We start from the raw sequence: 12,868 nt of genomic DNA, 5'->3' as shown, positions 1-12,868 counted from the left end.
TTACGCCAGCGCCGCGATGCTCACCACGGCGATGCCCCAGCCGAGGATGAGGACGGGAAGGATGAGGACCTGGGTCGCGGCATCACCGCCGCGGCTGTGGCCGGTGTGGATGGCAATGCCCTTGTCGAACAGCGCCTGCAGCGGCATCGCCTTGTCGGCCTGCGCGGGGTTCATCACCGCCCAGGCCATCGGCACGATATAGAAGGCGGCGGTGAACAGCAGGCAGATCGCGATCGGGATGACCATCTCGGGATGCGAAAACCCCAGCCCCATCACCCCGAGGTAGACGAGGAACAGCCCGAAGACCCCGGCATGGAGCGCGACCGGCAATTCGAAATTGCGGTCCTCGAGATGGGCGCGGATATTGGGCAGGCGGGGCGCTTCCACCACCTTGGCGGCGGCGAGCAGTTCGGCATCCTTGATCGGTTTCGACATTGGGCATCTCCTGTTGGATGCCCGTCTTCTGGCAGGGTGCCGGCGCGCGCGCCTTGATCGCGGTCAAACCCTAGGCGGGAATCTTGAACGGCGCCGCCCGGTGCCCGCCGACTTCGCCGACGCAGCGCGTGCCCGACCAGATCTCGGCGCGCCGCGGCCCCGCGCAGAGGCGCGCATGTTCGATCGCCTCGAGCATGTCGATCGCGGGCAGGGTCTCGGCGTCGACGACCTGGTCGTCGTGGAAATAGAGAATGGAAAATCGGGGCATTGGAGAACCTTAGGCTTGATCGTCCTCCACAGGACGCGCGAGCCGCGCAAAGGTGCCGTGCCCGCGGCGCCATTCGTCGACCCCCAGCGGCAACTGGAGGATAACGGGGCCGCCGTATTTTGGCATGGCATGGCGGGCCAGCCCTGCTAAACCCCCGCCATGGCCGACCAGCCCCACCTCTATCTCGTCGATGGCTCGAGCTATATCTTTCGCGCCTATCATGTCCTCCCGCCGATCACGAACAAGGCGGGGATCCCCGCCGGCGCCGTCTATGGCTATACCGCGATGCTGTGGAAGCTCGCCGACGGCCTCAACAAGGAAGATGGGCCGAGCCACCTCGCGGTGATCCTCGATGCCTCGGGCAAGACCCACCGCGACGAACTGTTCGAGCAATACAAGGCCAACCGCCCGCCCGCGCCCGAAGATCTCGTGCCGCAATTCCCGCTGGTGCGCGAGGCGACCCGCGCCTTCTCGCTGCCCTGCATCGAGGAAGAGGGGCTCGAGGCCGACGACATCATCGCCTGCTATGCGCGCGCCGCCGCCGACCGGGGCTGGCGCGTCACCATCGTCTCTTCCGACAAGGACCTGATGCAGCTGATCGAGACGCGCGACAATGGCGCCGACGTCGACATGCTCGACACGATGAAGGACAAGCGCATCCGCCGCGAGGATGTGATCGAGAAGTTCGGCGTGCCCCCCGAGAAGGTCGGCGACCTGCTCGCGATGATGGGGGACAAGGTCGACAATGTCCCCGGCGTCCCCGGGGTCGGTCCCAAGACCGCCGCGCAGCTGCTCGAGCAATATGGCGACCTCGACACGATCCTCTCGAGCCTCGACAAGATCACCAAGCCCGCCTTGAAGCGCAATCTCACCGAACATGCCGACAATGCACGGCTGTCGCGCCAGCTGGTCGAGCTCATCTGCGACCACCCGCTGCCCCAGCCCCTGGAAGAACTGAAGCTCGACGGCATCCCCGCCGAACCGCTGCGCGCCTTTCTCGAGGAACAGGGCTTCAAGCGCCTCCTCGAACGGATGGGCGGGGGCTCGAAGACCGAGGCCGAGCGCGGCAAGGCAGGCGCGACCGGGATGGACAGCGGCGATCACGGCCCCGCCGACCCGCCCGAGCCCGAGAAGATCAGCGTCGATCGCTCCAAATATGAGACGATCACCGACATGACCGACCTCGAGCGCTGGATTCTCGCCGCGCGCCATGTCGGCCATGTCGCGATCGATACCGAGACCGACTGCCTCGACTGCGTCACCGGCGAACTGGTGGGCATCAGCCTGGCGGTCGGCCCCGATGTCGCCTGCTACATCCCTTTGGGCCATGGCGGCGCCGACCTCTTGGGCGAGCGCCCAGACCAGCTGGACAAGGCCGAGGTGCTCGCGAAATTGAAACCGCTGCTCGAGGACGCGGCGGTGCTCAAGGTCGGGCACAACCTCAAATATGACCTCGCCATGTTCAGCCGCGAGGGCATCCGGCTCGCCCCCTATGACGACACGCTGGTCATGAGCTTCAACCTCGACGCCGGGCGCGGGCTGCAGGGGCATGGGCTCGACACGCTGGCCAAGCAGCATTTCGAGCATGAGTGCATCCCCTTCAAGGCGGTCTGCGGCACCGGCAGGAAGCAGATCAGTTTTGCCGAGGTCCCCCTGGACAAGGCCACCGAATATGCCGCCGAGGACGCCGATATCGCGCTGCGGCTGTGGCAGCGGCTCAAACCGCGCATGGCGCCCGAACGCGCCGCGCGGGTCTACGAGCGCGTCGACCGGCCGATGCCCGAAGTGCTCGCGAAGATGGAGCTGCGCGGCATCAAGGTCGACCGCGCGCGCCTCGCCAGCCTGTCCAAGCAGTTCGCCGAGGACATGGCCGCGCTCGAAAAGCAGATCTACGCAGCCGCGGGCGAGGAATTCACCATCGGCTCGCCCCAGCAGCTCGGCCACATCCTGTTCGAGAAGCTCGGCGCCAAGGGGGGCCGCAAGGGCAAGTCGGGCAATTATTCGACCGACCAGAGCGAACTCGAACGGCTCGCGAGCGAAGGGTTCGAGGTCGCGACCAAGGTGCTCGAATGGCGCCAGCTGTCGAAACTGAAGTCGACCTATACCGACGCGCTGCAGGAACAGATCAACGCCAGCACGGGGCGGGTGCATACGAGCTACAGCCTCGCGGGCGCGCAGACCGGGCGTTTGTCGTCGAACGACCCCAACCTCCAGAACATCCCGATCCGCACCCCCATCGGCGCCAAGATCCGCGACTGTTTCGTCGCCGAAGAAGGGCATGTCTTGCTCAGCGCCGACTATAGCCAGATCGAGCTCCGCCTCGCCGCGCACATGGCCGACGTGCCGCAGCTGAAGGAAGCGTTCAACGAGGGCGAGGACATCCACGACCGCACCGCGACCGAGCTGTTCGGCGAGGTGATGAAGGAGACGCGGGGCAAGGCCAAGACGGTCAACTTCGCCATCCTCTACGGCATCTCGGCCTTCGGGCTCGCCAACCGTCTCGACATCGGGCGCGACGAGGCCAAGGCGATCATCGACACCTATTTCCAGCGCTTCCCCGGCATCCAGAACTATATCGCGCGGACCACCGCCGAGGTGAAGGAGACGGGATTCACGACCACCCTGTTCGGGCGCAAGACGCATTTCCCCAACATCAATTCGCGCATGCCCAACGTGCGCGCGGGCGCCGAGCGCGCGGCGGTCAACGCGCCGATCCAGGGCACCAGCGCCGACCTCATCAAGCGCGCGATGGCGCGGATGGACGAAGCGCTGGCCGAGGCCGGGCTCGACGACGTGAAGATGCTCCTCCAAGTCCATGACGAACTGCTGTTCGAAGTGCCCGCGGGCAGGGAAGAGGCCGCCGCCGCCGTCATCCGCCCGGTGATGGAAGGCGCCGCCGCGCCCGCGCTCGTGATCAACGTGCCGCTCGAGGTCGAGATCGGCTGGGGCGCCAACTGGGGGGCTGCGCATTGAGCGCCGCGCCTGCCGACACCAGCGCCGACGGCGGCAAGAAGGACCTCGCCGCGCTCGCGCGCGGGGGCCGGATCAACTTTTTCGGCTTCGTCCTGCGGCTGCTCGCGCGCATCCCCTTCCTCTTCATTGCCGGCCAATTCTACGGCGCCGAGGCGCTGGGGCGCTTTGCCTATGCGCTGATCGTGGTCGAGTTCTCGGCGCAGATCGCCACGCTGGGACTGAAGCGCGGGCTCGCGCAGCAGCTGTCGGCGGCGGGCGAGGAAGAGCATACCCATATCGCGTGGGACGGGATGGTCGTCGCCATGCTCGGCAGCCTCGTCATCATGACGGCGCTGTTCCTCTTCCCCTGGCTGATGTTCCCCAACTCGGAGGTGCGCGGGCTCGAACGGCTGCTGCCGATCACCGTGCTCGCGCTGGCGTGGACCGAGGTCGCGCTCGCGGCGTGCAACTATCGCCACAATGTCGCCGCCACCGTGCGCAGCCGCGCGATCGTCGAGCCGTGGACCATCTCGATCGTGGCGGGCATCTGGGCCTTCATCTCGACCGACGACGGACTGATCGTCGCCTATGTCGCCTCGATGGTCGGCGCGCTGCTCGCCGCGCTCTGGCCGTTCGTCAAGGATTACGGGCTGCCCCACCACTGGAACCCGCATTTCGGCAAGCTGTGGTCGATGGCGCGGCGCAACCTGCCGGTGGCTGCCGCCGATGCCACCGAATGGGCCTCGCGCCGCCTCGACATCCTCGTCCTCGGGCTGTTCTTCAGCCCCGCGATCGTGGGCATCTACTGGGCCGCGCAACAGGTCGCCTCGCTGCCGAGCAAGCTGAAGACCAGCTTCGACCCGATCATGGGCCCGGTGATCAGCCAGAATGTCGAGGCGGGCAACATGGGTGCGGTCGCGCAGCAGGTGCGGCAGGTCGGCTTCTGGATCATCGCCGCGCAGGCCGGGGTGGCGCTGGCGCTCGGGATCCCCGCGATGGCGGTGATGAACCTCGTCGGCGAGGAATTCGGCGCGGGCTATATCATCCTCGCGGTGCTGCTCGCCGCCGAGGTCATCGCCGCGATGGCGGCGGTCTCGGAGGCCGCGCTGATCTATCTCGCGCGCCACCGCAACATGCTGATCGGCTTCATCATGCTCGGGCTCGAGGCGGCGATCGGGGCGGGGGCGATCATCGTGCTCAGGAACATGGGCTATCCGGTCGAGGTGCAGGCCGCGGGCGCCGCGATCGGGCTTGCCGCGGCGCTCGGCTTTGCCGCGATCGCCAAGGCCTGGCTGCTCTCGGGGATCGTCAACGCGGGGGTCTCGGGCTGGCGCTGGCCGCTCGTCTGGGCCGCGCTCGCCACCGTCCCGCCGGGGCTGATGATCGGGCGGCTGCCCGACTGGGCGCAGCTGACGATCGGCGCGCCCGCCATCCTCCTCCTCTTCGGGGTCATCGTCTGGCGCTGGGGCTTCGGGCCCGAGGACCGCGAACTGTTCAAGATGAAGAAGGGCGAGACGACCTCGCCCGAGATCCCTCCGCCGGGAACGAGCGGCGGGGCGCCTCGCTAGGCGATAAGAGGGTCAGGGCGGCCTGACCCCGTCGGTCCGGTCGCGCGAGAGCGCGCTGGCCGCCCGCATTTCGCTGTCTCTCGACGGAAGGACGCGTTGCCAGCGCAACGCCAGCCTTCTGCTCGGCAGCTCAATGCCGGAAGTGCCGCATCCCGGTGAAGACCATCGCCAGCCCCTCCGCGTCGGCCGCCGCGATCACTTCTTCGTCGCGGATCGAACCGCCCGGCTGGATCACCGCGGTGGCGCCCGCCTCGGCGGCCGAGATCAGCCCGTCGGCGAAGGGGAAGAAGGCATCGGAGGCGACCGCGCTGCCGATGGTGCGCGGTTCGCCGAAGCCGTGCGTTTGCGCCGCTTCCTTGGCCTTGATCGCGGCGATGCGCGCCGAATCGCGGCGGTTCATCTGTCCCGCGCCGATGCCCGCCGTCGCGCCGTCCTTGGCATAGACGATGGCGTTCGACTTGACGTGCTTGGCGACCGTCCAGGCGAACAGGCAGTCCTTCAATTCCTGTTCGCTCGGCTGGCGCTTGGTGACCACCTTGAGGTCCTCGCGCGTGATCCGCCCGCGGTCGCGTTCCTGCACGAGGATGCCTCCCGAAATCGGCTTGAGGTTGACCCCGGGGCGCCCCGCGTCGGGCAGATCGCCGGTCAGCAGCAGCCGCAGGTTCTTCTTCTTCGCGAACACCGCCTTGGCGGCCTCGTCGGCATCGGGCGCGACGACGACCTCGGTGAAGATGTCGGTGATCGCGCGCGCGGTGGCCTCGTCGAGCGGGCGGTTGACCGCGACGATACCCCCGAAGGCCGAGACGCTGTCACATTGCAGCGCGTCGATCCACGCCTGTTCGAGGCTGTCGGCCTGCGCCACCCCGCACGGATTGGCGTGCTTGACGATCACGCAGGCGGGCGGCCCGTCGCGAAATTCGGCGACCAGCTCGAACGCCGCATCGGCATCGTTGAGGTTGTTGTAGCTCAGCGCCTTGCCCTGCACCTGCCGCGCGCCCGCGAGCCCCGGGGGGGTCGCCTGCGGCAGGTAGAGCGCGGCCTGCTGGTGCGGGTTCTCGCCATAGCGCAGCGCGTCCTTCTTGCGCATCGCGAGCGCGAAGCGGTCGGGAAACAGCTCGCCGCGATCGGCGAAGGCGAACCAGCTGGAAATCGCCGCGTCGTAGCTCGCGGTCAGCGCATAGGCCTTGTGCGCGAGCATCGTGCGAAACTCCTGCGTCAGCCCGCCATGGCCCTCGAGTTCACCGATCACCGCGTCATAGTCGGCGGGATCGGTCACCACCGCGACGCTCGCATGGTTCTTTGCCGCCGAACGCACCATCGCGGGGCCGCCGATGTCGATATTCTCGATGATCGTCTCGCGGTCCGCCCCGCTCGCGACCATTTGCTCGAACGGGTAGAGGTTGATCACCACCATATCGATCGGCCCGATCTCATGCGCTTCCATCGCGTCGAGATGGTCCTGCTTGTCGCGCCGCGCGAGGATGCCGCCATGCACCTTGGGGTGGAGCGTCTTCACGCGCCCGTCCATCATCTCGGGAAAGCCCGTGAGGTCGGCGACGTCCTTCACCTCGAGCCCCATCTCGCGCATCGCGCTGGCGGTGCCGCCGGTCGAGACCAGCTCGGCGCCATGCGCGGCCAGCGCGCGCGCCAGCGGCTCCAGCCCCTCCTTGTCCGAAAGCGAAATGAGCGCGCGGCGGATGGGGGTGTGGGTAGCCATGATGGTCCTTAGCTGGAGCGGCGGAATTGCCAGTTGACGGTCGCGCCCTCCTTGCCCGCCTCGGCGGTGATGACAAGCTGGCTCGTGTTGATCGGGCGCGCGCCGGGGCCGATGACGAGGCTCTGCTCGAGGCTCAGGCTGCCCCCGGTGCAGCGGAACTGCCACGGCGGGGCGTTGCGCGGGCGCAGCAAGGCGCCCTGCGCGTCGGCGGTGGCGATGACCTCGACGTCGGGGGCGATGTGGAAGCGCAGGAGGAAGGGGAGAGTGCGTCGGCGCAGGCGGCGCCCTTCGGGCAGCAGGTTGTCCTCGCCGCGCACCTCCTTGCCGTCATTGGCCAGCGCGAGCTTGCGTTCGTGCAGGAGACCGAAGCGCTTGACATAGCCGTCATGGCGCGCGGTCAGCCGGCTGAAATGATCGTCTTCCTTGCGCTCGATCTCGACCTCGGGAAGCCCCTTTCGCGGCACGCCGTCCTCGCCGAGCGGGGTCGAATTGGCGCCGCCGAGGATCAGCCCCGAATGCGCGTCCGACCCGCGCAGCCCGGCGACCAGCGCGGGGGGCAGGCGGTCGGGGCGCGCGGCAGGCCCGCCGCACCCCATGACCAGTCGCTGCGACCCGTCGGCGATCTCGATGGCGAGACAGGAGGCGTGGGCGGCGGGCGCGTGCGGGGGTAGCGGCGGCGGCGCGGCATCGATCTGGACCACCGTGCCGAGCGCCGAGAGCCGATGATAGCCCCAGCCGCGGGGCTTGCGCAGCGGGCGCGCGCGCATCCCGCAGCCCTCGACCAGCGCGTCGAGGCGTTGCGGCTCGCCCGGGTTGCCGCCCTGCCAGCTTGCAAGGCCGCCATCGCCCATCCGCACCCCGTGCAGCGCGGCGAGCGCGGCGCCCGCGGCGTCCTCGAGCGCGTCGGGCAGCGCCTGCTTGGCGGCGGCATAGGCGGCGCGCACCAGCCCCAGCCGGTCGACCAGCAGCGCTTGCTCCCACGGGCGGCGGCTGATCAGCCCGCCGTCCTCATGCTGTCCTTGCCCGAGCGCGCGCATCAGCCCGCCCTCGGCGCGCGCGACGCGGGGCAGGTCGCCCTCCATGCACAGGCAGGCGGCGGTCATGCCGCTCCACGCGGTGATGCGCGGCAGCCCGGGCGGCACCTTGTCGGCCTGCTCGCCGAGCAGCCGCGCGGCGCGGGCCATCACGTTGAGCAGCGCGCGCCGATAGTCCTCGTCGCGGCTCGACAGGACGTAGGGCGCATAGGCCATCCAGAACAGCAGTCGCTCGCCCATCAGGTCGGGGGCCCAGGCGGCGTCGGGTTCGTCGCCATGCGTGGCGAGCCAGCGCCGGGTGACCGCTTCGCCGAGCCGCGCGCCCTGTTCGCGCCCGGTCGCCGCGGCAAGGTCGCGCAGCCAGGAAAACCCGTGGAGATGGCGGTGGATCGGGCGGGCGAGGTCGAGCGCGGCGACATCGAGCCCCTTGAGGCCGAAGCGTTCGCCGTCGTGGACCAGCGTGCCCGCCACCAGCGCCTCGCCGATGCTGCGGTCGCCCTCGACATGGTCGCGCGCCACCGCCGCCAGCCGCAGCGACTGGCGCCTTCCCCCGAGCAGCCGACCGAGCCAGCCGCCCTCGCCCATCAGGCGGTCTTCAGCGCGGCGATATTGTCGGCGTAGGCGTCGGGCCCGCCGCGGAAGACGGCAGAACCCGCGACCAGCGCGGTCGCGCCCGCGGCCTTGCACCTGGGCGCGGTGTCGGGATCGACCCCGCCGTCGACCTCGATATGGAAGCCGAGGCCGCGCTGCTCCTTGAGGGTCGCGATGGCCTCGATCTTGCGCAGCTGGTCGTGGATGAACTTCTGCCCCCCGAAGCCGGGGTTGACGCTCATCACGAGGACAAGGTCGGCCTCGTCGAGCAGATAGTCGATCGCCGCCTCGCTGGTGCCGGGGTTGATGACCACCCCCGCCTTCTTGCCGAGCGAGCGGATCTTCTGGAGCGAGCGATGCGCATGCGGCCCCGCCTCGGGGTGGATCGTCAGGATATCGGCGCCGGCCTCGGCAAAGGCCTCGAGATAGGGGTCGACCGGGCTGATCATCAAATGGACGTCGAAAGGTTTGGACGTGTGCGGGCGCAGCGCCTTCACCACCGCCGGGCCGATGGTGATGTTGGGGACGAAATGGCCGTCCATGACATCGACATGGATCCAGTCGGCCCCGGCGGCGTCGATGGCGCGCACCTCTTCGCCGAGGCGGGCGAAATCGGCGGAGAGGATCGAGGGGGAGATGATCGTCATGATGCTTGTTTCAATGCCTTGATCAGGCGTCGCGGACAAGGTGCGCGATGAAGAAGCCGTCGAGCCCGCCCTTGTCGCCGAGCATGCCGGGAAGGATGCGCATCCAGCCCTTGGGCGTCGGCGCGATCCCCGCCACCGAGGGCACGGGTTCGATCCTGAATTCGGGGTTGCGCGCGAGAAATGCGGGGACCTGCAATTCGCCTTCCTCGGGCTCGAGGCTGCAGGTGGCGAAAACGAGGCTGCCGCCGCGCTTCACCAGACGCGCCGAGGCGTCGAGCAGTTCGGCCTGCAACTCCGACATCTCGGCGATGATCCGCGGGGTGGCGCGGTGGAGCACCTCGGGGTGGCGGCGGAAGGTGCCGGTCGCGCTGCAGGGGGCGTCGAGCAGTACCGCGTCGAACGGGTCGGTCTTGTGGCGGCGCAGGTCGCGCGCGACGATCCGCGCCTCGAGGCCGGTCCGCTCGAGGTTCTCGCGCACTCGCTGGAGGCGGCGTTCGGACAGGTCGAGCGCGGTGACCTCGAAGCCCGCGGCGGCCAGCTGCAGCGTCTTGCCACCCGGCGCCGCGCAGGCGTCGAGAACGCGCCTCGCCGAGCGCGGGACGAGGCGCGCGGGGATCGAGGCGGCGAGGTCCTGCACCCACCAGCCGCCCGCCGCGTAGCCGTCGAGCAAGGCGACCGCGCCGCCCTCGGTGACGCGGCGATGGAGCGGGGCAAAGCTCGGCCCCTCGGGCGCGGCGACGTCCTCGGCCTTGAGGCTGATGTCGAGCGGCGGGCGCTGCGCGACCATTTCGCGCGCGGCATCGAGGACGTCCTTGCCCCATAGCGCCCAGCGCCCCGCGACCTTGGCGGGCAGGGTCGGGCGCGAAAGGTCGGGCAGCTCGCTCTTGAGCAGCTTGGAAAGCACGCCATGGACGAGCCGCTTGGGGCCGCCGTCGATCAGCGACAGCGAGGTCGCGACCACCGCGTGGTGCGGAATGTCGAGGACGATCGCCTGCGTGAGCGCGAGGCGCAGCACCATGCGCGACTTGGCATCCTCGGCCACCGGGCGCTCCATCGCGCTGTCGATCAGTTCGTCGAGCTGGGGCAGGCGACGCAGCGTCTCGCCGGCGATCGCATGCGCGAGCCGCGCATCGTCGGGGCGCAGCCCCTGCGTCGCGGCGGCCCCGGCGGCATCGAGCGTCTCGCCGCGGCGCAGCACGGCATCGAGCAATTTCAGCGCGGCGCGGCGCGCTCCGGTGCCCGCTGCGTCGGGACTACGACTCTTCTGTGGTCTTGGCATGCGCCCCCATAACGCCCAAATGGGCGGCATGAAACGGCCTAAACACCTCCAGCCCCCCGATTATCTGTCGCCCTCCCCCCCGGTGCCCGAACCGGAGCAGGTGGAAAACGACGACGGCCCGGTCGGCGAGAAGGACAAGAAGGACCCGACGCGCTACGGCGACTGGGAACGCAAGGGCATCGCTTGGGACTTTTAGCCAAGCGCCCGAGCGCAGCGACGCCGGCTTGAAAGGCCGCCGGAGCAGCGCGAAGAGAGCGTGCCGGCCGGCCGACAGGTCGCGCTAGCGAGCCTGATCGACGGCGCGAGGCCGCCCTCGCGCCTCAAGCGCCGACCTCAGGCATTCTCCGGGCGCGGCGGGCGGCTCAATATCTGCTCGACCGCCTCGTCGATGCTGACCTCGCCCGACAGGAGCGCCGCCACCGTCTCGACGATCGGCATGTCGATATCGCCGTCGCGCGCGATCCTCGCGAGCACCGGCGCGGTATGCGCGCCCTCGGCGACCGTGGTGCGATCGCTCATGAGTTCGGCCGCCGACCTGCCCTCGCCGATCGCCTTGCCGAGCGAGAAGTTGCGGCTCGCGGTCGAGGTGCAGGTGAGGACGAGGTCGCCCAGCCCCGACAGCCCCGCCAGCGTTTCCTCGCGCGCGCCGACCGCCGCGCCGAAGCGCTTCATCTCGGCAAAACCGCGCGCGATGATCGCGGCGCGCGCATTCTGCCCCATCGCCTTGCCCTCGACGATGCCGCAGGCGATGGCGAGGACATTCTTGATCGCGCCGCCGACCTCGGCCCCCGCGACGTCGTCGGTCGAGTAGAGCCGGAAGGTGGGCAGCGCGAGGCGCTCGTGCAGCGCGGCGCCCAGCGCCTCGTCCTCGCACGCCAGCGTCACCGCAGTGGGCAGCCCGCGCGCCACTTCATGCGCGAAGCAGGGGCCCGACAATACCGCGACGGGCGAGGTGGCGCACACGTCCTTGGCGACATGATGGAGGAGCTGGCCCGAGCGTTCCTCAATCCCTTTCGAGCAGAGCACCAGCGGCATGCCCGGGCAGGGCGCGCGCCCGAGCACCGCGCGCATGTGCTGCGCCGGGGTGACGACCAGCCACGCGTCGGCCTGCGAGAGGTCGGAAAAGTTGGAGGTCGCGCGGATCGATGGCTCGAGCGGGATGTCCTTGAGGTAGATCGGGTTCTGGTGGATCGTGTTGACCGCGCGCACGACATCGTCCTCGAGCGCCCAGAGCAGCACTTCGCGTCCCCCGGTGGCGGCGACCTGCGCGAGCGCGGTGCCCCAGGCCCCCGCGCCGACGACCGCGATCTTCTCGATGCTCATGCCTTCACTCCTGCCCCGCGTACCTTCTCGGCGCTCTTGTCCAACGGCCAGCGCGCCCGCGCCGGCGTATCGAGCGGATCGACCAGCCCGGCGGCGAAGCGCTCGGCCCCGGCCCAGCCGATCATCGCCGCATTATCCGTACACAGCCACGCGGGGGGCACCGAGAAGCGGCGGCCCTCCTCGTGCGCGAGCGCCTCGAGCGCACCGCGCACCGCCGCGTTGGCGGCCACCCCGCCGGCGACCACCAGCGCGGGCGCCTTGGTCCTGGCAAGCGCGATCCGGGTGCGATCGACGAAGCAGTCGAGCACCGCCTGCTGGAAGCTCGCCGCGATATCGGCATGGCGATGCGCGTCGGCGACGACCGCGCGCTGGACCGCGCTTTTGAGGCCGGCGAAGCTGAAATGCGGTTCGCCCGACCCGACCAGCGGGCGCGGCAGCGGCACGGCGTTGGGGTCGCCCTTCGTCGCCAGCGCCTCGATCGCCGGGCCGCCCGGATAGCCCAGCCCCATCAGCTTGGCCGCCTTGTCGAACGCCTCGCCCGCGGCATCGTCGATGGTGGTGGCGAGCCGGCGGTAATCGTCGACGCCGCGCACCTCGAGCAGTTGGCAGTGCCCGCCGCTGGCGAGCAGCAGGAGGTAGGGGAAGTCGAGGTCGGGATCGGTCAGCCGGGGCGAGAGCGCATGGCCTTCGAGGTGGTTGACCGCGATCAGCGGCTTGCCGGTCGCCAGCGCGAGCCCCTTGCCCGCGAGCAGCCCGACCATCACCCCGCCGACCAGCCCCGGCCCCGCGGTCGCGGCGATGGCATCGACGTCACCCGCCTCGAGGTCGGCGTCGGTCAGCACGTCGCGGATCAGGTCGGGAAGGATCTCGGCATGCGCGCGCGCGGCGATCTCGGGCACCACCCCGCCGAAGGGGGCATGGCGCTCGGCCTGCCCCACCACCCCTTGCGCGATGATCTGGCGGTCGGACGTGACCAGCGCGGCGGCGCTGTCGTCGCAGGAACTTTCAAGGGCAAGAATGACGGCCATCGGCGCTTCCCATAGACCCGCGCGCC

The 12,868-nt window shown here is 69.7% G+C and carries 11 protein-coding genes; 3 read left to right on the top strand and 8 right to left on the bottom strand.

Annotation, left to right across the window (positions count from 1 at the left end):
• Positions 1–435 carry a hypothetical protein gene (locus tag L8951_RS05355; RefSeq protein ID WP_244381976.1) on the bottom strand — a complete coding sequence of 145 codons (435 nt, stop codon included), beginning with the start codon at positions 433–435 and terminating at the stop codon, positions 1–3.
• Between the two features lie 70 nt (positions 436–505).
• On the bottom strand, positions 506–703 hold the full coding sequence (locus tag L8951_RS05350) for a hypothetical protein (RefSeq protein ID WP_244381975.1): 198 nt from the start codon (positions 701–703) through the stop codon (positions 506–508).
• A gap of 159 nt (positions 704–862) precedes the next feature.
• On the opposite strand from L8951_RS05350, the gene polA reads away from it, so the two are divergent.
• Together polA and L8951_RS05340 are read left to right on the top strand one after the other, a co-directional pair.
• The gene (gene polA / locus L8951_RS05345; RefSeq protein ID WP_244381974.1) at positions 863–3,676 is read left to right on the top strand and encodes a DNA polymerase I; all 2,814 of its coding nucleotides are present in this window, start codon (positions 863–865) and stop codon (positions 3,674–3,676) included.
• Entirely contained in the window at positions 3,673–5,223 is a 1,551-nt protein-coding gene (locus tag L8951_RS05340; RefSeq protein WP_244381973.1) for a lipopolysaccharide biosynthesis protein, read from the top strand. The genes polA and L8951_RS05340 overlap by 4 nt, the downstream gene beginning before the upstream one ends.
• Positions 5,224–5,353: 130 nt before the next feature.
• Here L8951_RS05340 and purH read toward each other — a convergent pair whose 3' ends face one another.
• The 4 genes from purH to L8951_RS05320 are packed head-to-tail and all read right to left on the bottom strand — an operon-like array spanning position 5,354 to position 10,491.
• Positions 5,354–6,940 carry a bifunctional phosphoribosylaminoimidazolecarboxamide formyltransferase/IMP cyclohydrolase gene (gene purH / locus L8951_RS05335; protein WP_244381972.1) on the bottom strand — a complete coding sequence of 529 codons (1,587 nt, stop codon included), beginning with the start codon at positions 6,938–6,940 and terminating at the stop codon, positions 5,354–5,356.
• 8 nt (positions 6,941–6,948) lie between these two features.
• Positions 6,949–8,559, bottom strand: coding sequence for a heparinase II/III family protein (locus L8951_RS05330; protein ID WP_244381971.1), 1,611 nt, complete (start codon positions 8,557–8,559; stop codon positions 6,949–6,951).
• Positions 8,559–9,212, bottom strand: coding sequence for a ribulose-phosphate 3-epimerase (gene rpe, locus L8951_RS05325; protein WP_244381970.1), 654 nt, complete (start codon positions 9,210–9,212; stop codon positions 8,559–8,561). Before rpe ends, L8951_RS05330 begins: the two co-directional genes overlap by 1 nt.
• A 22-nt stretch (positions 9,213–9,234) precedes the next feature.
• Positions 9,235–10,491, bottom strand: coding sequence for an RsmB/NOP family class I SAM-dependent RNA methyltransferase (locus tag L8951_RS05320; RefSeq protein WP_244381969.1), 1,257 nt, complete (start codon positions 10,489–10,491; stop codon positions 9,235–9,237).
• Positions 10,492–10,519: 28 nt separating this feature from the next.
• On the opposite strand from L8951_RS05320, the gene L8951_RS05315 reads away from it, so the two are divergent.
• A complete protein-coding gene (locus L8951_RS05315) occupies positions 10,520–10,687 on the top strand; it encodes a DUF1674 domain-containing protein (RefSeq protein WP_407696369.1) in 168 nt (55 codons plus the stop codon).
• 137 nt (positions 10,688–10,824) lie between these two features.
• Here L8951_RS05315 and L8951_RS05310 read toward each other — a convergent pair whose 3' ends face one another.
• Positions 10,825–11,814: an NAD(P)H-dependent glycerol-3-phosphate dehydrogenase gene (locus tag L8951_RS05310; protein ID WP_244381967.1), complete on the bottom strand. Its 990-nt coding sequence runs from the start codon at positions 11,812–11,814 to the stop codon at positions 10,825–10,827.
• A complete protein-coding gene (gene tsaD / locus L8951_RS05305) occupies positions 11,811–12,842 on the bottom strand; it encodes a tRNA (adenosine(37)-N6)-threonylcarbamoyltransferase complex transferase subunit TsaD (protein ID WP_244381966.1) in 1,032 nt (343 codons plus the stop codon). The genes L8951_RS05310 and tsaD overlap by 4 nt, the downstream gene beginning before the upstream one ends.
• Positions 12,843–12,868 lie beyond the last annotated feature (26 nt).

The organism is Sphingomicrobium astaxanthinifaciens, from assembly GCF_022865105.1.
Lineage (GTDB): Bacteria > Pseudomonadota > Alphaproteobacteria > Sphingomonadales > Sphingomonadaceae > Sphingomicrobium > Sphingomicrobium astaxanthinifaciens.
Note: the sequence above shows the minus strand (reverse complement) of the source record. Positions and strands in the feature narration are given on the sequence as shown.